At 64.9% G+C, this 17,936-nt stretch carries 21 protein-coding genes; 11 read left to right on the plus strand and 10 right to left on the minus strand.

What is annotated here, in order from left to right:
• Positions 1 to 37 precede the first annotated feature (37 nt).
• From kdpB to OKW30_RS13305, 7 genes are all read right to left on the minus strand, one after another.
• Positions 38 to 2,149 (minus strand): potassium-transporting ATPase subunit KdpB, encoded by a 2,112-nt coding sequence (gene kdpB / locus OKW30_RS13275; RefSeq protein WP_184059370.1) that lies wholly within the window; start codon positions 2,147 to 2,149, stop codon positions 38 to 40.
• Positions 2,150 to 2,240: 91 nt separating this feature from the next.
• Positions 2,241 to 4,046 carry a potassium-transporting ATPase subunit KdpA gene (kdpA, locus tag OKW30_RS13280; RefSeq protein ID WP_184072018.1) on the minus strand — a complete coding sequence of 602 codons (1,806 nt, stop codon included), beginning with the start codon at positions 4,044 to 4,046 and terminating at the stop codon, positions 2,241 to 2,243.
• The gene (gene kdpF, locus OKW30_RS13285) at positions 4,043 to 4,135 is read right to left on the minus strand and encodes a K(+)-transporting ATPase subunit F (protein ID WP_013088901.1); all 93 of its coding nucleotides are present in this window, start codon (positions 4,133 to 4,135) and stop codon (positions 4,043 to 4,045) included. The genes kdpA and kdpF overlap by 4 nt, the downstream gene beginning before the upstream one ends.
• On the minus strand, positions 4,135 to 4,245 hold the full coding sequence (locus tag OKW30_RS13290; RefSeq protein ID WP_018419977.1) for a hypothetical protein: 111 nt from the start codon (positions 4,243 to 4,245) through the stop codon (positions 4,135 to 4,137). The genes kdpF and OKW30_RS13290 overlap by 1 nt, the downstream gene beginning before the upstream one ends.
• Positions 4,246 to 4,425: 180 nt before the next feature.
• Positions 4,426 to 5,400: a quinone oxidoreductase family protein gene (locus OKW30_RS13295; RefSeq protein ID WP_429346883.1), complete on the minus strand. Its 975-nt coding sequence runs from the start codon at positions 5,398 to 5,400 to the stop codon at positions 4,426 to 4,428.
• Between the two features lie 46 nt (positions 5,401 to 5,446).
• Positions 5,447 to 5,836, minus strand: coding sequence for a methylglyoxal synthase (locus OKW30_RS13300; RefSeq protein WP_013088898.1), 390 nt, complete (start codon positions 5,834 to 5,836; stop codon positions 5,447 to 5,449).
• Between the two features lie 101 nt (positions 5,837 to 5,937).
• On the minus strand, positions 5,938 to 6,717 hold the full coding sequence (locus OKW30_RS13305) for an SDR family oxidoreductase (RefSeq protein WP_090803723.1): 780 nt from the start codon (positions 6,715 to 6,717) through the stop codon (positions 5,938 to 5,940).
• 215 nt (positions 6,718 to 6,932) lie between these two features.
• On the opposite strand from OKW30_RS13305, the gene upp reads away from it, so the two are divergent.
• The 9 genes from upp to rng all read left to right on the plus strand — a co-directional run bounded on the left by upp (position 6,933) and on the right by rng (position 15,604).
• Positions 6,933 to 7,583, plus strand: a complete 651-nt coding sequence (upp, locus tag OKW30_RS13310) for a uracil phosphoribosyltransferase (RefSeq protein WP_026225693.1) — start codon at positions 6,933 to 6,935, stop codon at positions 7,581 to 7,583.
• Between the two features lie 596 nt (positions 7,584 to 8,179).
• Positions 8,180 to 8,908, plus strand: a complete 729-nt coding sequence (locus tag OKW30_RS13315) for a YebC/PmpR family DNA-binding transcriptional regulator (RefSeq protein WP_429346884.1) — start codon at positions 8,180 to 8,182, stop codon at positions 8,906 to 8,908.
• Between the two features lie 104 nt (positions 8,909 to 9,012).
• On the plus strand, positions 9,013 to 10,296 hold the full coding sequence (gene purD / locus OKW30_RS13320; protein WP_429346885.1) for a phosphoribosylamine--glycine ligase: 1,284 nt from the start codon (positions 9,013 to 9,015) through the stop codon (positions 10,294 to 10,296).
• A gap of 293 nt (positions 10,297 to 10,589) precedes the next feature.
• Positions 10,590 to 11,513: an oxygen-dependent coproporphyrinogen oxidase gene (gene hemF / locus OKW30_RS13325; RefSeq protein ID WP_184072009.1), complete on the plus strand. Its 924-nt coding sequence runs from the start codon at positions 10,590 to 10,592 to the stop codon at positions 11,511 to 11,513.
• Positions 11,514 to 11,556: 43 nt separating this feature from the next.
• A complete protein-coding gene (locus OKW30_RS13330) occupies positions 11,557 to 12,279 on the plus strand; it encodes a nicotinate-nucleotide adenylyltransferase (RefSeq protein ID WP_429347752.1) in 723 nt (240 codons plus the stop codon).
• A 4-nt stretch (positions 12,280 to 12,283) separates the two neighbouring features.
• Positions 12,284 to 12,733: a ribosome silencing factor gene (rsfS, locus tag OKW30_RS13335; protein ID WP_018419969.1), complete on the plus strand. Its 450-nt coding sequence runs from the start codon at positions 12,284 to 12,286 to the stop codon at positions 12,731 to 12,733.
• A 36-nt stretch (positions 12,734 to 12,769) separates the two neighbouring features.
• Positions 12,770 to 13,240 carry a 23S rRNA (pseudouridine(1915)-N(3))-methyltransferase RlmH gene (rlmH, locus tag OKW30_RS13340; RefSeq protein ID WP_187627023.1) on the plus strand — a complete coding sequence of 157 codons (471 nt, stop codon included), beginning with the start codon at positions 12,770 to 12,772 and terminating at the stop codon, positions 13,238 to 13,240.
• Between the two features lie 255 nt (positions 13,241 to 13,495).
• Positions 13,496 to 14,125 (plus strand): Maf family protein, encoded by a 630-nt coding sequence (locus OKW30_RS13345; RefSeq protein ID WP_429346886.1) that lies wholly within the window; start codon positions 13,496 to 13,498, stop codon positions 14,123 to 14,125.
• A 9-nt stretch (positions 14,126 to 14,134) separates the two neighbouring features.
• The gene (gene rng / locus OKW30_RS13350) at positions 14,135 to 15,604 is read left to right on the plus strand and encodes a ribonuclease G (RefSeq protein WP_090803712.1); all 1,470 of its coding nucleotides are present in this window, start codon (positions 14,135 to 14,137) and stop codon (positions 15,602 to 15,604) included.
• A 129-nt stretch (positions 15,605 to 15,733) separates the two neighbouring features.
• On the opposite strand, the gene OKW30_RS13355 is transcribed toward rng, so the two are convergent.
• Positions 15,734 to 16,150 (minus strand): DUF4279 domain-containing protein, encoded by a 417-nt coding sequence (locus tag OKW30_RS13355; RefSeq protein ID WP_429346887.1) that lies wholly within the window; start codon positions 16,148 to 16,150, stop codon positions 15,734 to 15,736.
• Here OKW30_RS13355 and OKW30_RS13360 point away from each other — a divergent pair.
• Entirely contained in the window at positions 16,149 to 16,355 is a 207-nt protein-coding gene (locus OKW30_RS13360) for a hypothetical protein (protein WP_429294868.1), read from the plus strand. The two genes, OKW30_RS13355 and OKW30_RS13360, sit on opposite strands and share 2 nt — an antisense overlap.
• A gap of 67 nt (positions 16,356 to 16,422) precedes the next feature.
• Positions 16,423 to 16,824: a VOC family protein gene (locus OKW30_RS13365; protein WP_429346888.1), complete on the plus strand. Its 402-nt coding sequence runs from the start codon at positions 16,423 to 16,425 to the stop codon at positions 16,822 to 16,824.
• Between the two features lie 2 nt (positions 16,825 to 16,826).
• On the opposite strand, the gene OKW30_RS13370 is transcribed toward OKW30_RS13365, so the two are convergent.
• Entirely contained in the window at positions 16,827 to 17,162 is a 336-nt protein-coding gene (locus OKW30_RS13370; RefSeq protein WP_429346889.1) for a hypothetical protein, read from the minus strand.
• A gap of 166 nt (positions 17,163 to 17,328) precedes the next feature.
• Positions 17,329 to 17,829 carry a GAF domain-containing protein gene (locus tag OKW30_RS13375; protein WP_429346890.1) on the minus strand — a complete coding sequence of 167 codons (501 nt, stop codon included), beginning with the start codon at positions 17,827 to 17,829 and terminating at the stop codon, positions 17,329 to 17,331.
• Positions 17,830 to 17,936: the final 107 nt, after the last annotated feature.

Genomic DNA, 17,936 nt, shown 5'->3' on the forward strand with positions numbered 1-17,936 from the left:
ATCACTTCTGGTTGTGGCGTAATGACGCGCTGCGCGCTCAAACCCAGCCGAACGCGGCGAGCACCATATCGATCAGCTTGATGCCGATGAACGGCACGATGATCCCGCCAAGGCCATAGATCAGCAGATTGCGGCGCAGCAGGATCGCAGCGCCTAGCGCGCGATAGCGCACGCCCTTCAGCGCCAGCGGAATCAGCAGCACGATGATCAGCGCGTTGAAGATCACCGCCGACATGATTGCCGAGGTCGGCGTCGCGAGATGCATCACGTTCAGCGCGTTCAACGCCGGATACGTCGACGCGAACGCGGCCGGGATGATCGCGAAGTACTTGGCGACGTCGTTGGCGATCGAGAACGTGGTCAACGACCCGCGCGTCATCAACATCTGCTTGCCGATCTCGACGATCTCGATCAGCTTGGTCGGATTCGAATCGAGGTCGACCATATTGCCGGCCTCTTTTGCCGCCTGCGTGCCGGTGTTCATCGCGACCGCGACGTCGGCCTGCGCGAGCGCGGGCGCGTCGTTGGTGCCGTCGCCGGTCATCGCGACCAGACGCCCTTCGGCCTGATGCGCGCGAATCGTCGCGAGCTTCGTTTCGGGTGTCGCCTCGGCAAGGAAGTCGTCGACGCCCGCTTCGGCCGCGATCGCGGCGGCGGTCAGGCGGTTGTCGCCCGTCACCATCACGGTCTTGATGCCCATCTTGCGCAGCTCGGCGAAGCGCTCCTTGATGCCGCCCTTCACGACGTCCTTCAACTCGATCACGCCGAGCACGCGCGCGCCCTGCTCGCCTTTCTCGGCGACCACCAGCGGTGTGCTGCCGCGTCGCGCGACATCGGCGACCGCGTTGCTGACTTCATTCGGGAAACGGCCGCCGTTCGCTTCGACGTAGTGCTTGACCGCATCGGCCGCGCCCTTGCGGATTTCACGGCCATGAGTCCCGTAGGGAGTCCCTTGCGGAGACAGATCGACGCCGCTCATGCGGGTCTGCGCCGTGAACGCGAGAAACACCGCATGCAGCGAGGCCATATCGCGCTGACGGATATTGAAGCGCTGCTTCGCGAGCACGACGATGCTGCGGCCTTCCGGCGTTTCGTCGGCGAGCGACGACAGCTGCGCGGCATCGGCAAGCGCCTCTTCGGTCAGACCCGGCGCCGGCAGAAACTGCGACGCCTGGCGGTTGCCGAGCGTGATCGTGCCCGTCTTGTCGAGCAGCAGCACGTCGACGTCGCCGGCCGCTTCGACGGCACGGCCCGAGGTCGCGATCACGTTCGCCTGCATCATGCGGCTCATCCCGGCCACGCCGATCGCCGACAACAGGCCGCCGATCGTCGTCGGGATCAGACACACGAGCAGCGCGGCGAGCGCGGTGATCGTCACCACGTGGCCCGCTTTCGCGGCTTCGACGGAGAACATCGAGAACGGCAGCAGCGTCGCGGTGGCGAGCAGCATCACGATGGTCAGCGCGACGAGCAGGATGGTGAGCGCGATTTCGTTCGGCGTCTTCTGACGCTTCGCGCCTTCGACCATCGCGATCATGCGGTCGAGGAACGCCTCGCCCGGATTGGCCGTGACGCGCACGACGATCCAGTCCGACAGCACCCGCGTGCCGCCCGTCACCGACGAAAAGTCGCCGCCCGACTCGCGGATCACCGGCGCCGATTCACCGGTGATCGCCGATTCGTCGACCGAAGCGACGCCCTCGATCACTTCGCCGTCGGCCGGGATCACGTCGCCGGTCTCGACCAGCACGACGTCGCCACGGCGCAGATCGGTCGCGGTCGTGATGCGGATCGGCGACTTCGGATGCGGCTCGTTGAGCTTCTTCGCCATCACGTCTCTCTTCGCGCTGCGCAGCGACGCGGCCTGCGCTTTCGAGCGGCCTTCGGCGAGCGCCTCCGCGAAGTTCGCGAACAGCACCGTGAACCACAGCCACAGCGTGACCGCGAGGATGAAGCCCGCGGGCGCCTCGGCCTGACCGCCGAGCGCGGCGATCCACAGAATGGTCGTCAGGATGCTGCCGACGTACACGCAGAACATCACCGGGTTGCGAAACTGCGTGCGCGGCGTGAGCTTTTTAAAGGAGTCCACGATCGCCGGGCGCAGCAGCGCCGGGTCGAACATGGACCGGGTAGCGTTATGTTCAGTCATTGAATCCTCGAATGTCCGTGGGCGCTGGCAGGCTTGCGGCGTGCAGGCGCCTGTTCGGTCGTTGGCTCGCGGCCTGGGTCACTGCCGTGGGTCACTGCACGCCGATCATCATCAGATGCTCCACGCCGGGACCGAGCGCGAGCGCCGGGACGTAGGTCAGCGCGCCGACCAGCAGCACCGTGCCGAGCAGCAGCACGACGAACAGCGGTCCGTGCGTCGGCAGCGTGCCGCCGGTGACGGCGATGCGCTTCTTCGCGGCGAGCGAACCGGCGATCGCGAGCACCGGCACGATCGTGCCGAAGCGGCCGAACCACATCGCGATCGCGGTAAGCCAGTTGTAGAACGGCGTATTCACCGTGAGACCCGCGAACGCGCTACCGTTGTTGTTCGCCGCCGAGCTGAACGCATAGAGGATCTCGGAGAAGCCGTGTGCACCGGGGTTTGCGATGCCGGCCTTGCCCGCCGCGCTGAGCACCGCGATCGAGGTGCCCACCAGCACGAGCAGCGGCGTGAGCAGCACGACGATCGACACCATCTTCATCTCGTAGGCCTCGATCTTCTTGCCGACATATTCAGGAGTACGCCCGATCATCAGTCCCGCGACGAACACCGCGAGCAGCGCGAACACGAGCATCCCGTACATGCCGGAACCGACACCGCCGAAGATCACTTCGCCGAGCTGGATCAGCAGCATCGGATACAGGCCGCCGAGCGGCGTCAACGAATCGTGCATGTTGTCGACCGCGCCGCACGAAGCCGCCGTCGTCGCGACCGTGAAGATGCCCGACTGCGCGATGCCGAAGCGCGTTTCCTTGCCCTCCGCATTGCCGCCCGCCTGCAGCGCGTTCGCCGACTGATCGACGTTGAGCGCCGTGAACGCGGGATTGCCGCTCTGCTCGGCGCTGATCTCGCCGAACACGCAAACGCCGAACGCGATCGTCATCGCCGCGAGCACCGCGACGCCCTGCCGGCGATCGCCGATCACGCGGCCGAACACGAGCGCGAGCGCCGCCGGGATGATCAGGATCGAGATGATCTGCACGAAGTTCGAGAACGGCGTCGGGTTTTCGTACGGATGCGCGGAGTTGCCGTTGAAGAAGCCGCCGCCGTTGGTGCCGAGCATCTTGATCGCTTCCTGCGACGCGACCGGGCCCATCGCGATGGTCTGCGTCTTCACGGGCGTGTCGAGCATCACCGGATCGCCCTTCGCGTCCTTCACCGGATTGCCTTGCGCGTCGAGCTTCGGCGCGGCGTAGGTGGTGGTCTGCAGCGTCGGCACCTCCTGATATGCCTTGAAGTTCTGGATCACGCCCTGACTCATCAGCAGTGCGGCGATGATCGCCGCCATCGGCAGCAGGACGTACATCGTCACGCGCGTGATGTCGACCCAGAAGTTGCCGATCGTCTGCGCGGTATGACGCGCGAAGCCGCGCATCAACGCGAACACGACGACGATGCCGGTCGCCGCCGACAGGAAGTTCTGCACGGTCAGGCCGAGCATCTGCGTCAGATAGCCGACCGTCTGCTCGGGCGTGTAGTCCTGCCAGTTGGTGTTGGTCACGAAGCTGACCGCGGTGTTGAAGGCGCTGTCGACCGACATCGCGCCGAACTGCTGCGGATTGCCTGGCAGCCACCCTTGCACGCGCAGCAGCACGTACAGGAACGCCGCGCCGAGCACGTTGAACGCGAGCGTGGCGACCGCGTAGTGCCTCCAGCCCATTTCCGCCGCTGGATCGACGCCCGCGATGCGGTAAAGCAGCCGTTCGAGCGGCGCGCCGAAGCGCACCACGCGCGAACTGCCGTCCATCACGGCGCCGAGATAGCTCGCCATCGGCACCGCCGCGGCCAGTAGCACGACGATAAAAAGACTCGCCTGCAGGACATCGTTCGTGTTCATTCAATGTCCTCCGCGCGCAGCAGCGCATACACGAGATATACGAACAGCAGCGCGGTCGACGCGCCGGCCAGCCACAGCATCCAGGTCATCAGCGCGCTCCTTGTCCGCGGCGCAACTGCATCAGCTTCTCGCAGCCGCCAATCAGCCCAAAGGTCAGCAAGGCAAACAGCGCCAGGCCCCCGACATACAGCACATCCATTCTCGTTCTCCATTCACGGACTTTGGATGGATAGAACGGTATGCCGATCGGCCTAAAGAGCTGGTCAAAGATCGCGGGGTGCGCGTAAAAATCGCGTAAACGGACAAGGCCGTTTCATCTCGCGATGAAACGGCCCTGATGGATGACGTGCAGCGCAGCCCGAGGCCGCGCTGACACTTTTTATGGCAGCAGGATCGTCGACCCCGTCGTGCGGCGCCCTTCGAGGTCCGCATGTGCCTGCCCGACGTCCGGCAGCGCATAGCGCTGATTGATGCTCGTCTTGACCTTGCCCGAGCTCAGCACCTCGAACAGCTCGGCCGACATCGCCTCGTAGTCGCTGCGTTTCGCCATATAGGTGAAGAGCGTCGGTCGTGTAAAGAACAGCGAGCCGCGTCCCGCGAATTCCGACGAATCGATCGGCGGCAGCGGACCCGACGCGTTGCCGAAGCTCACGAACAGGCCGAGCGGCGCGAGACAGTCGAGCGATTTTTCGAAGGTGTCCTTGCCGATCGAATCGTAGACGACCGGCACGCCCGCGCCGTTGGTGATCTCGCGTACGCGCTTCGTGAAGTTCTCGCGCGTATAGACGATCGCGTGATCGCAGCCGTGCGCTTTCGCGATCTCGGCTTTCTCGTCGGAACCGACCGTACCGATCACCGTCGCGCCGAGTGCCTTCGCCCACTGGCACACGAGCAGGCCGACGCCGCCCGCTGCGGCCTGAATGAGGATCGTGTCACCGGCCTTCACGCGATACGTGCGGCGCAGCAGATATTGCGCAGTCAAGCCTTGCAGCATCACCGACGCGGCCTGCTCGTCGCTGATCGCATCGGGCAGCTTGACGACCAGCGCGGCCTGCAGCACGCGCTCCTGCGCATACGCGCCGGGCGGCCGCGCGACATACGCGACGCGATCGCCGACCTTCAGACCGGTCACGCCGGGGCCCACCGCGCTGACCTCGCCGGCCGCTTCCACGCCGAGCCCGCCCGGCAGCGGCAGCGGATACAGACCGGTGCGGAAATACACGTCGATGTAATTGAGGCCGACCGCCGTCTGGCGAATGCGGATCTCGCGCGCGCCGGGCTCGCCCACCTCGACGTCAACCCATTTCATGACTTCGGGTCCGCCGGTTTTGTCGAAACGGATTGCCTTGACCATCACGTCTCCTTCATCTGTATGGATGTGGGTGCGGCGACGCGCGCGCTCACGCCTCGCCGGACAGGCGCAGCGTCAGCACGTCGAGCACCATGCGGGCGGTCGAAATGTTCGTCGCGCACGGAATGTTGTGCACGTCGCACGCGCGCACTAGCGCGTTGATGTCCGGCTCGTGCGGCTGCGGCGTCATCGGGTCGCGCAGGAAAATCACCATGTCGACGCGCCCTTCGGCGAGCTGCGCGCCGATCTGCAGGTCGCCGCCGTGCGGGCCCGACAGCATGCGCTCGACCGTCAGGCCGTGCGCGTCGCTGATGCGTCCGCCGGTCGTGCCGGTTGCGACGATCTCGCAGCGCGCGAGCGTGTCGACGTATTCGCCGGCCAGTTTGACGATGTCGTCCTTCTTGTGATCGTGCGCGATCAGCGCTATGCGGGTGCTCATGACATAAGACTCCTCAAACCCTTGTGACTATCGTTGTTGTGATGTGACGGGTGTCGTTCGCGCGCGGCGGCTCGGTACGTGCCTGCTCAGTACGTACCAGCTCAGTACGTACCAGGATAGGCGCCGCCGTCGATCAACCAGTTCTGCCCGGTGATGTAACCCGCGTGCGTGCTGCACAGGAACGCGCAGGCGCGGCCGAATTCTTCGCGATTACCGAAGCGGCCGGCGGGGATCGTCTTCATGCGCTGCTTGCGCGCTTCGTCGATCGAAATGTTGTGCGTCTTCGCCTGCGCCTCGAACGTGACCGCGATACGGTCGGTGTCGAACAGGCCCGGCAGCAGGTTGTTGATCGTCACGCCGGTCGGCGCGACCTTGCGCGCGAGCCCCGCGACGAAACCGGTCAGGCCGGAGCGCGCGCCGTTCGACAGACCGAGCACGTCGATCGGCGCCTTCACCGCCGAGCTCGTGATGTTGACGATGCGCCCGAAGCCGCGCGCGCTCATCGTGTCGATGGTCTGACGGATCAGCTCGATCGGCGTCAGCATGTTGGCTTCGAGCGCGCGGATCCAGTCCTCGTGCGTGAAGTTGCGGAAATCGCCCGGCGGCGGACCGCCCGCGTTGTTGACGAGAATGTCCGGCTGCGGGCAGGCCGCGAGCGCGGCCGCGCGCCCTTCAGGCGTGGTGATGTCGCATGCGACGGTCTTCACCTCGACGCCGCTCTGCTTGCGGATCGCCTCGGCGGTCGCTTCGAGCGTTTCGGCGGTGCGCGCGACGATCGTCAGGTCGACGCCCTCGGCGGCCAGCGCTTCCGCGCAGCCGCGTCCCAGACCTTTGCTCGCCGCGCAAACCAGCGCGCGGCGTCCTGCGATTCCCATGTCCATGTGTATGCCCTCCTGGCGAAGTTTCCCCAGATTCTAGAAGAATCGGTGCAGGACTGTGCCGCGTCGCTGCAAACTCAGGTATCGCCGGGCGGTACTCTTTCGGTAAACTGCGCGGTGGCGCACTTTTCCACCGTTCGTCCGACCTTCGAGCGCGGACTGAGCCAACTGATGAGCGCGCCGAACCGATCCACCTTGCCGCCGCGCGCGAGCCCGCCATGACCCAGGACAGCCGTTTCCCCAATCTCTTCATCCTCGATCACCCGCTGATCCAGCACAAGCTGTCGCACATGCGCGACCGGGACACGTCGACGCGCACGTTCCGCGAACTGCTGCGCGAAATCACGCTGCTGATGGGCTACGAAATCACCCGCAACCTGCCAATGACCACGCGCCGCATCACCACGCCGCTCGTCGAGATCGACGCGCCGGTGATCGCCGGCAAGAAGCTCGCGATCGTGCCGGTGCTGCGCGCGGGCGTCGGCATGTCGGACGGCCTGCTCGAGCTGGTGCCGTCGGCGCGCGTCGGCCATATCGGCGTGTACCGCGCGGAGGATCATCGGCCGGTCGAATACCTGGTGCGGCTGCCGGACCTCGAAGACCGCGTGTTCATCCTCTGCGATCCGATGGTCGCGACCGGCTACTCGGCCGTGCACGCGGTCGATGTGCTCAAGCGCCGCAACGTGGCCGCCGAGAACATCATGTTCCTCGCGCTCGTCGCCGCGCCTGAGGGCGTGCAGGTGTTCCAGGACGCGCACCCGGACGTCAAGCTGTTCATCGCGTCGCTCGATTCGCATCTGAACGAGCATGCGTACATCGTGCCGGGCCTGGGCGACGCGGGCGACCGGTTGTTCGGGACGAAGAACTGACGCGCCGGGGGCCAGCGGGGGTGGCCTGGCGATGCCGCCGCCCCGGAACCGGCCCCGCTTTCGCCCGCATCCGGCCCTCCCGGCGACACATCCGCACCGCCTCCATTCATTTTCGCGTCGATTTCATTGCATTTGCGGCCGGTTTCGCGACGCGGCCCCCTCTGCCGCACCCTCGCGGCATGATAAAATTCGAATCCGCTCGACGGAGCGGCTCGACCCGCACGATCACTCGCACCACCGCCTGCAATTTCGACTGGCGCCCCGCGCTTTCGCATCAGGTCATGCGGCGCCTGGCCGCGCAAGCTGCCCCGCTCCACCGCGCTGCCGCCCTGCGGCTGCGCCTGGCCGGCCGATCATGCACGAACCGGCACGAACGCCCACCGGCGGGCAAGCGCGGAACGACGCGCGGGAACGGCCAGGCTGAGATCGGCGGCACAGGTGGCCGCCTCGACGGGCCAACACGAGCGACAAGCACGAGCGGCCGGCAGCCTTTCACCTGACGGATTGACATCGAGGCGCAACACGCGAGGCGCCCGACATCGCAACGACAATTGCACTATGCGTGCGCCCCGCTGGCGCGCGCGACGGAGAAAAGTATGGCGGGTCATTCGAAATGGGCCAACATCAAGCATAAGAAAGCAGCGGCCGATGCCAAGCGCGGCAAGGTCTGGACGCGGCTCATCAAGGAAATCCAGGTTGCGGCCCGTCTGGGCGGCGGCGAAATCGACTCGAACCCGCGTCTGCGGCTCGCGGTCGACAAGGCGTACGACGCCAACATGCCGAAAGACAACATCAACCGCGCGATCCAGCGCGGTGTCGGCGGCGCGGACGGCGCGAACTACGAGGAAATCCGCTACGAAGGCTATGGCATCGGCGGCGCGGCGGTGATCGTCGACACGATGACCGACAACCGCACCCGCACGGTCGCGGAAGTGCGTCACGCGTTCTCGAAGAACGGCGGCAACATGGGCACCGACGGCTCGGTGTCGTTCATGTTCGATCACGTCGGCCAGTTCCTGTTCGCTCCCGGCACCGCCGAAGACACGCTGATGGAAGCCGCGCTCGAAGCGGGCGCCGACGACGTCGTGACGAACGAGGACGGCAGTATCGAGGTGCTGTGCCCGCCGAACGATTTTTCGAAAGTGAAGGCTGCACTCGAAACGGCGGGCTTCAAGGCCGAACTGGCCGAAGTCACGATGAAGCCGCAGACCGAAGTCGAATTCACCGGCGACGATGCCGTGAAAATGCAGAAGCTGCTCGACGCGCTGGAAAATCTGGACGACGTGCAGGAAGTCTATACAAACGCGTCGCTCGCCGGCGAGTGATGGCGCGCCGGGCTCTGGCATCGTTTGCCCTTGCTGTTGATGGTTTATTGCACGGCTGAGCACACCGCTCGGCCGTTTATGGTTTTCAAGTCTCGGGGATTCACATGAAGTTACTCGTCGTCGGTTCCGGCGGTCGCGAACATGCGCTGGCATGGAAGCTCGCGCAATCGCCGCGGGTCCAGCTCGTCTACGTCGCGCCGGGCAACGGCGGCACCGCCCAGGATGAGCGTCTGCTCAACATCGACATCACCGAGCCGGCCGCGCTCGCTGATTTCGTCGAAACAGAACAGATCGCGTTCACGCTGGTCGGGCCGGAAGCGCCGCTCGCGGCAGGCATCGTCAACCTGTTCCGCTCGCGCGGTCTGAAGATCTTCGGGCCGACCAAAGAGGCCGCCCAGCTCGAAAGCTCGAAAGATTTCGCCAAAGCGTTCATGAAGCGCCACGGCATCCCGACGGCCGAGTACGAAACCTTCGCCGACGTCGCCGCCGCGCACGCGTATCTGGACGCCAAGGGCGCGCCGATCGTGATCAAGGCCGACGGCCTCGCCGCCGGCAAGGGCGTGGTGGTCGCGCAAACGCTGCAAGAAGCGCACGCCGCGGTCGACATGATGCTGTCGGACAACAAGCTCGGCGACGCCGGCGCGCGCGTCGTGATCGAGGAATTCCTCGCCGGCGAGGAAGCGAGCTTCATCGTGATGGTGGACGGCAAGCACGTGCTCGCGCTCGCGTCGAGCCAGGATCACAAGCGTCTGCTCGACGGCGACCAGGGCCCGAATACGGGCGGCATGGGCGCCTACTCGCCCGCGCCGATCGTCACGCCGCAGCTGCATGCGCGCGTGATGCGCGAAATCATCCTGCCGACCGTGCGCGGCATGGAGAAGGAAGGCATCCGCTACACCGGCTTCCTGTACGCGGGCCTGATGATCGACGCGCAAGGCAACCCGAAGACGCTCGAATTCAACTGCCGGATGGGCGACCCCGAAACGCAGCCGATCATGGCGCGTCTGAAAGGCGACTATTCGAAGGTGGTGGAACACGCGATCGCCGGCACGCTCGACACCGTCGAGCTCGAATGGGACCGCCGCACCGCGCTCGGTGTCGTGCTCGCCGCGCACAACTACCCGGACACGCCGAGGAGGGGCGACCGCATCAACGGCATTCCCGCCGAAACCGCGGATTCAGTCACGTTCCACGCCGGCACCACGCTGACGGACGGCAAGCTGACCACCTCGGGCGGGCGCGTACTGTGCGTCGTCGGTCTCGCGGATTCGGTGCGCACCGCGCAGGCGGCCGCGTACCACACGATCAACCAGATCGCGTTCGACGGCATGCAATACCGCCGAGACATCGGCTATCGCGCGCTCAACCGCAAGCACGACGGCAAGTAGCTTCGCTAGCGCTGGACGCCGTGCGGGCGGCGCACTGCCGGTGCCACAGGCGCCGCAGTGCGGGCACGTTACACGACGCGCGCTACACTGAATCTTTCCCGCTCGTCGCGGCAGACGGGCCCGGAGCCCGCGAATCGACTGAAGCGGCAAGCCGCCTCTCATGTTCGCCTCCGGCAACCAGGCACAATCCGAACCAGCGGTCCGAGTTCGCAGACACCCGGCGCCGACGCGGCCATCGCTTTCTTTCGAAGAACCCGCGGCACGACGAGCGTGCCGCCCAAGCACCTGCATTCATGAGCAATTCGAGCTACGACGCACAAGCCGTGCGCAGCTGGCTGCAAGGCCTGCAATCGCATATCGCGGACACGCTCGGCGCCTTCGACGGCACCGCGTTCGCTACCGACGCGTGGCAGCGCGCGCCCGGCGAGAAGCTGCGCGGCGGCGGCGTCACGCGGATTCTCGAAGGCGGCCAGTTCTTCGAGCGCGCCGGCATCGGCTTCTCGGACGTCGCGGGCGACGCGCTGCCGGGCTCGGCAAGCGCCGCGCGGCCGCAACTGGCCGGGCGCGGCTTCGAGGCGATGGGCGTGTCGCTCGTGCTGCATCCGCACAATCCGCACTGCCCGACCGTGCACATGAACGTGCGCCTGCTCATCGCGACGAGGGAAGGCGAAGAACCGGTGTTCTGGTTCGGCGGCGGCATGGACCTGACGCCCTACTACGGCTACGAAGAGGACGCCGGGCAGTTCCATCAGGTGTGTCGCGACGCGCTCGCGCCGTATGGCGCGGATCTGTACCCGCGCTTCAAGCGCTGGTGCGACGAGTACTTCTTCCTGAAGCACCGCAACGAGCCGCGCGGCATCGGCGGGATTTTCTTCGACGATTTCTCGGCGCCGGGCTTCGAGCAATCGTTCGCGATGCTCAAAAGCGTCGGCGAAGGCTTTCTCAAGGCGTACCTGCCGATCATCGAGCGCCGCCGCGACACGCCGTACGGCGAAGCCGAGCGCGCGTTCCAGGCCTACCGGCGCGGCCGCTACGTCGAGTTCAATCTGGTCTTCGACCGTGGCACACTGTTTGGGCTGCAGAGCGGCGGACGCACCGAATCGATCCTGATGTCGATGCCGCCCGTGGCGAACTGGCGCTACGACTGGCACCCCGAGCCGGGCACGCCGGAAGCGCGTTTGTACAGCGATTTCCTCGTGCCGCGCGAGTGGGTATGACGCGCCACCTGTCTCGCTTACGGTCACGACAAAGGACCCTCACCTGAAGCCGAACGCTCACCCTGTCGCCCTGCCTCGCCGGATCGGTCTGCTGGGCGGCACTTTCGACCCGATCCACGACGGCCACCTCGCGCTTGCGCGGCGGTTCGCCGACGTTCTGCGGCTGACCGAACTGGTGCTGCTGCCGGCCGGCCAGCCGTGGCAGAAAGCCGACGTGTCGCCCGCCGCACATCGGCTCGCGATGACGCGCGCGGCGGCCGCGTCGCTCGCGATCCCCGGCGTGACGGTGCGCGTCGCGACCGACGAAATCGAGCACGATGGCGCGACCTACACGGTCGAGACGCTGCAATGCTGGCGCGAGCGCGAAGGCGACGACGCATCGATCACGCTGCTGATCGGCGCGGATCAACTGGTGCATCTCGACACATGGCGCGACTGGCGGCGCCTGTTCGAGCTCGCGCATATCGGCGCGGCCACGCGGCCCGGCTTCGACCTCGCGTCGGTCGCCCCCGCGGTCGCCAAGGAAATCGCCGCGCGCCGTGCGCGCGCCGACGTGCTGCAGGCCACACCCTGCGGCCATCTGCTGATCGACACGACGCTCGCGTTCAACGTATCGGCCACCGACATTCGCGCGCATCTGCGCGAGCAGGTCAACCAGCGGCTCGCCCACGCGGGTGCGGGCGGCACAAGCCAGGATCGGGCCGCGAGTCACGTCCCCGCCGCGGTGTGGGACTATATTCTTCAACATCATCTGTACCACCGGTAACTCCATGGATATTCGCAAACTGCAACGCGTAATCGTCGACGCTCTCGAAGACGTCAAGGCGCAAGACATCAAAGTGTTCAACACCAGCCACCTGACCTCGCTGTTCGATCGCGTGATCGTCGCGAGCGGCACGTCGAACCGGCAAACCAAGGCGCTCGCGTCGAGCGTGCGCGAAGGCGTGAAGGAAGCCGGCGGCGAGATCATCAGCACCGAGGGCGAGGATATCGGCGAATGGGTGCTGGTCGATTGCGGCGACGCGATCGTGCACATCCTGCAGCCGGCGCTGCGCCAGTACTACAACCTCGAGGAAATCTGGGGCGACAAGCCGGTGCGCATCAAGCTGTCGACGCCGAATCCGTTCGGCGGCGCGCGCGCAAGCGAGCCCGACGACGAGGAAGACGAGGAAGCGCCGGCCGCGAAGCCCGCGCGCAAGACCACGGCGCGCCGCAAGTAAGCGGGCCGTGTCGGGCACACCGCTACTGTCCTCGCGATGAAACTGCACATCCTCGCCGTCGGCCACAAGATGCCGGACTGGATCGCGACCGGCTTCGACGAATACGCGAAACGCATGCCGCCCGAGTTGCGCATCGAACTGCGCGAGATCAAACCGGAGCAGCGCTCGTCGGGCCGTTCGGCCGAAAGCGTGATGGCCGCCGAACGGCAGAAGCTCGAAGCCGCGTTGCCGAAGAACGCACGCATCGTCGCGCTCGACGAACGCGGCAAGGACTGGACCACGATGCAGCTCGCGGGCGCGTTGCCGGGCTGGCAGCAAGACGGCCGCGACGTGGCCTTTCTGATCGGCGGCGCGGACGGGCTCGATCCCGAGCTGAAGGCACGCGCCGATATGATGCTGCGCGTGTCGAGCCTCACGCTGCCGCACGCGATGGTGCGCGTGCTGCTGGCCGAACAGCTTTATCGCGCGTGGACCATCACGCAAAATCATCCGTATCATCGCGCGTAGGTGCTGGAGCCTTGCGCGGCGACGCCTGGCAACGATTCGTTGCTGCTGACGCGTCGCGGGCGCTCTGCTCCATACGCTTGAGCGCATTGTCGTCGCTTCATGCGATGATGCGCCCGACGCGCTGTGCATCGATGCCGCTAGTGGATGCAGCGCATCGATCGGATCACCGGGTCAACCTCGCCCCGTTCACTCTTCCACGCCCACCCGCGTTCACCACCCCGCGCCATCCGTTTCCCGCTCCATCGAGACCCGTTCATGCCCACGCCCTCCGCTTCGCTGCATCCGTTCGTCTACCTCGCCTCGCAAAGTCCGCGCCGCCAGGAGCTGCTGCAACAGCTCGGCGTGCGTTTCGAATTGCTGCTGCCGCGCCCCGATGAAGACGCCGAAGCGCTCGAAGCCGAACGGCCCGGCGAACACGCGCGCGACTACGTGCAGCGCGTGTGCATCGCGAAGGCGCAGGCGGCCCGCGCGCGGCTCCTCGACGGCGGTCACGAGGTGCGGCCGATACTCGTCGCCGACACCACCGTCACGATCGACGACGCGATTCTCGGCAAGCCCATCGATGCCGACGATGCGGTCGCCATGCTCACACGTCTCGCGGGCCGCACGCACGAAGTGCTGACCGCGCTCGCCGTGATCGATGCCAACGGCGCGCTGCTGCGCGCGGCGTTGTCGGTCTCGAAGGTGCGTTTTGCTGCAGTGCACGCAGACGCGTTGCGTCGCTACGCGGCGAGCGGTGAGCCGCTCGGCAAGGCGGGGGCGTATGGCGTGCAGGGACGCGCGGCGGAGTTTATCGAGCATATAGACGGGTCCTATTCGGGTATTATGGGTTTGCCGCTTTTTGAAACCGCTGCCCTCCTGCGTGCAGCGCGCATCGACTTCTAGAACAACACCATGAATGAAGAAATCCTGATCAATGTCACGCCGCAGGAAACGCGCGTCGCGCTCGTTCAACAGGGCGCCGTCCAGGAACTTCATGTCGAACGAACGCTGTCGCGCGGCCGCGTCGGCAATGTCTATCTCGGCAAGGTCGTGCGCGTGCTGCCCGGCATGCAATCGGCGTTCATCGACATCGGCCTCGAACGCGCCGCGTTTCTTCATGTCGCCGACATCTGGCATCCGCGCATCGCCGGCGAAGCGCAACATCAAACACCGCATCAGCCGATCGAAAAGATCGTCTTCGAAGGTCAGACGCTGATGGTGCAGGTCGTCAAGGACCCGATCGGCACCAAGGGCGCGCGGCTGTCCACGCAAGTGAGCATCGCCGGGCGCACGCTCGTGTATCTGCCGCAGGAGCCGCACATCGGCATCTCGCAGAAAATCGAAAGCGAAGCCGAGCGCGAGGCCGTGCGTGCGCGTCTGACCGCCGTGCTGCCCGCCGACGAGAAAGGCGGCTACATCGTGCGCACGATCGCCGAGGATGCGACGAGCGAAGAGCTCGCGGCCGACGTCGCGTATCTGCGCAAGACGTGGGCGACGATTCTGTCGCAGGCCCAGCGCATGCCGCCCACCAGCCTGCTCTACCAGGATCTGAATCTCGCGCAGCGCGTGCTGCGCGATTTCGTCAACGATGACACATCGCGCATCCAGGTCGATTCGCGCGAGACGCATCAGATGCTCGCCGATTTCGCGGCCGAGTTCACACCGGCGGTATCGTCGAAGCTGCACCACTACACCGGCGAGCGGCCGCTGTTCGATCTGTACAACATCGAGGCCGAGATTCAGCGCGCGCTATCGCGTCGCGTGGATCTGAAGTCGGGCGGCTACCTCGTGATCGACCAGACCGAGGCGATGACGACGATCGATGTGAACACCGGCGGCTACGTCGGCGCGCGCAACTTCGACGACACGATCTTCAAGACCAACCTCGAAGCCGCGCATACCATCGCGCGGCAACTGCGGCTAAGGAATCTTGGCGGCGTGATCATCATCGATTTCATCGATATGGAAAACGTCGAGCATCGCGACCAGGTGCTAGGCGAATTGAAGAAGGCGTTGTCGCGCGATCGCACGCGGGTGACCGTCAATGGCTTCTCGCAACTCGGGCTCGTCGAGATGACGCGCAAGCGTACGCGTGAGTCGCTCGCGCATGTGCTGTGCGAGCCTTGCCCGATTTGCCAGGGCAAAGGGCAAGTGAAGACTGCGCGCACGGTCTGCTATGACGTGTTGCGGGAGATTTTGCGCGAGTCGCGGCAGTTCAATCCGCGCGAGTTTCGCGTGGTCGCTTCGCAGCAGGTGATCGATCTGTTTCTCGAGGAAGAGTCGCAGCATCTGGCAATGCTGATCGATTTCATCGGCAAGCCGGTGTCGTTGCAGGTGGAGTCGAATTTGAGTCAGGAGCAGTACGATATTGTTTTAATGTGAGGTGATTGACGTTTATTCACGTTCATCGAAAGCCGCTCAAACCATTTACTGGCGAGTCGCCGCGAGCGTGGAACGGTGCGGATGGCGCTTAGAGTTCGATTGCCACTAGCCCCTCCATTCGTGCCTGCTCTAGCGGTACTCGTCAATCTCTACCGTGCCGCCCATTGCTTCCATCATGATGCGAATGTCCGTTGGCACGTCGGACACCCGGTCCCCGCTCGCGTTGTACCAGTAGCAGAAGAAGTGCACTTTCGCATTCTTGTCTGCCAGCAATCGCTGGAAATCGTCCCTTGGAAGATTCAAGTGGCTAACGAGATAACGAAGATGCGGCTCCAGCAAATCGCTACGGACAAACTCTTTACTTCGCACACTCCACACTCCGGTGCGCCGCGTCAAGACTCGCCCCTGTCCCGTTGGATCGACTACCGGATCACCCTTCGCAATCGCCACCTCGGGCACAACGGCAAAATATTTTCTCCAAAACCCAGGCACCACATATTCGCCCGAGATTGAAAAAGTCGCGTGTGCAAGTTGATGAACACTCATGTCGATTCTGCGCTCAATCGTTATGTATGTTATCGATGATCTGCCGTTTGAATTCCACGTCGCCGTTAGGCAGGTAACCAGCAAATATCAGGTTGCGCTTGACATTCGACGGTTCGTTCACGAAAACCGACCGGAGGACGAACGCTATCTGATGACCCTTGAACTGAGCGGCCCGCCGCTTATGGAAGAAGACCTTGGCGATTGAGTCGGAAATGCCTGTTGGAGCGAGTTGCGCGTATAAACTCAGTGCAGCTTCAATAGGGAGACATCTAATGCAGCTTCTTGATCACGTGTCGATCGGCGTTCCCGACATCGAGGCAGGACGACGTTTCTACGACGCCATCATGACGGCTCTCGGCGCGAGCAAAGTCTTCGACCGTCCCACCGCGTTAGGCTACGGCGAGCGTTGCACGACCGACGACATCTCATCGACCTATCTGGCCGTGTATCTCGATCCAAATGAAATAGGAGAAAACAAACGTCACTGGTGCTTCAAAGCGCCGTCCCGTGAGCATGTCGATGCATTCTTCAAAGCGGGACTCTCGACTGGTGGCAAATCCGACGGCCAGCCCGGCTTGCGGCCTCACTATCACCGCGACTACTACGCGGCATTTCTGATCGACCCGGCCGGCAATCGCGTCGAGGCCGTATGTCATGCCCCTACTAACCCCTAACCCTAAGCCGCTACCTCACACCCCGCCAGCTCCAACACGGCCTGCGCCCTGTCGTGCAGATCGCCGCCAGCCAACGACGCATCCGGCGACCTGACCCACGCGGCGATCCTCAACGTCGCGCCGCCATCCGCCGGATAATCCGCAACCGACACCACCGGTGCAAGCGTCGAACCGCTCAGCACGCGCGGCTCGTCGGCCACGAGTTTCTGCAGTTGCCCGATCGCCGCATCCACGTCCTTGCGCTGCGCGAGTTCCACCTCGACCTCGATGCGCTGTGTGCCGCTACAGCTGTAGTTGATCACCGGATTGCTCCAGATCTGGCTGTTCGGCACGAACACGATGTTGCCGTCGCCGCATCGAAATCGGACCCGCACTACGAAGTGGCAAGCGAGAAAAGCGCCAGACACGCGGTGCATCGCGGTGATGCGCTAGAGCGTCTCAAAGATTGAGATGCACGGTCTGCACCTCAGTGCTGCGCGCCACGCCCGGCGCGATTCGGCGACGCTACACGCCGCGCGGCAGCGCTGCCTCGATGAACACCGCGCACAACGCTTCCATGCCCTTCGCGTCCTCCTCGTCGAAGCGCGCGACGACCGGGCTATCGACATCCCACACGCCGATCAGCGTGCCGTCGGGCGCGACGAGCGGCACGACGATTTCCGATTGCGACGCCGAATCGCATGCGATATGGCCGGGAAACTCGTGCACGTCGCGCACAACCTGGGTCTGACGGGTTTGCGCGGCCGTACCGCAGACGCCCTTGCCGAGCGCAATGCGCACGCACGCGGGCTTGCCCTGGAACGGGCCGACCACCAGTTCGCGGCCGTCGTGAAAGTAAAAGCCGGCCCAGTTCAGATCGCTCAACGAATGAAAGACGATCGACGAGAAATTCGCGGCGTTGGCGATCCAGTCCGTTTCGCCGGCCAGCAGCGCGCGCGCCTGCGCGACCAGTTCTTCATATTGCGCGGCTTTGGGCAGATGCGAGGTGGAGGAAACTTCGAACATGACGGCGTCCGTGATCAGAGCGGGATGGAAAGCGGTAAGGGGTGAAGTGTAAAGCAAGCGCAATCCCCGCGCGCGGGTGTCGAACGCTGTGACACGCGCCGCGCGTC

The sequence above is a fragment of the Paraburkholderia sp. Clong3 genome (assembly GCF_050436485.1).
GTDB lineage: Bacteria > Pseudomonadota > Gammaproteobacteria > Burkholderiales > Burkholderiaceae > Paraburkholderia > Paraburkholderia tuberum.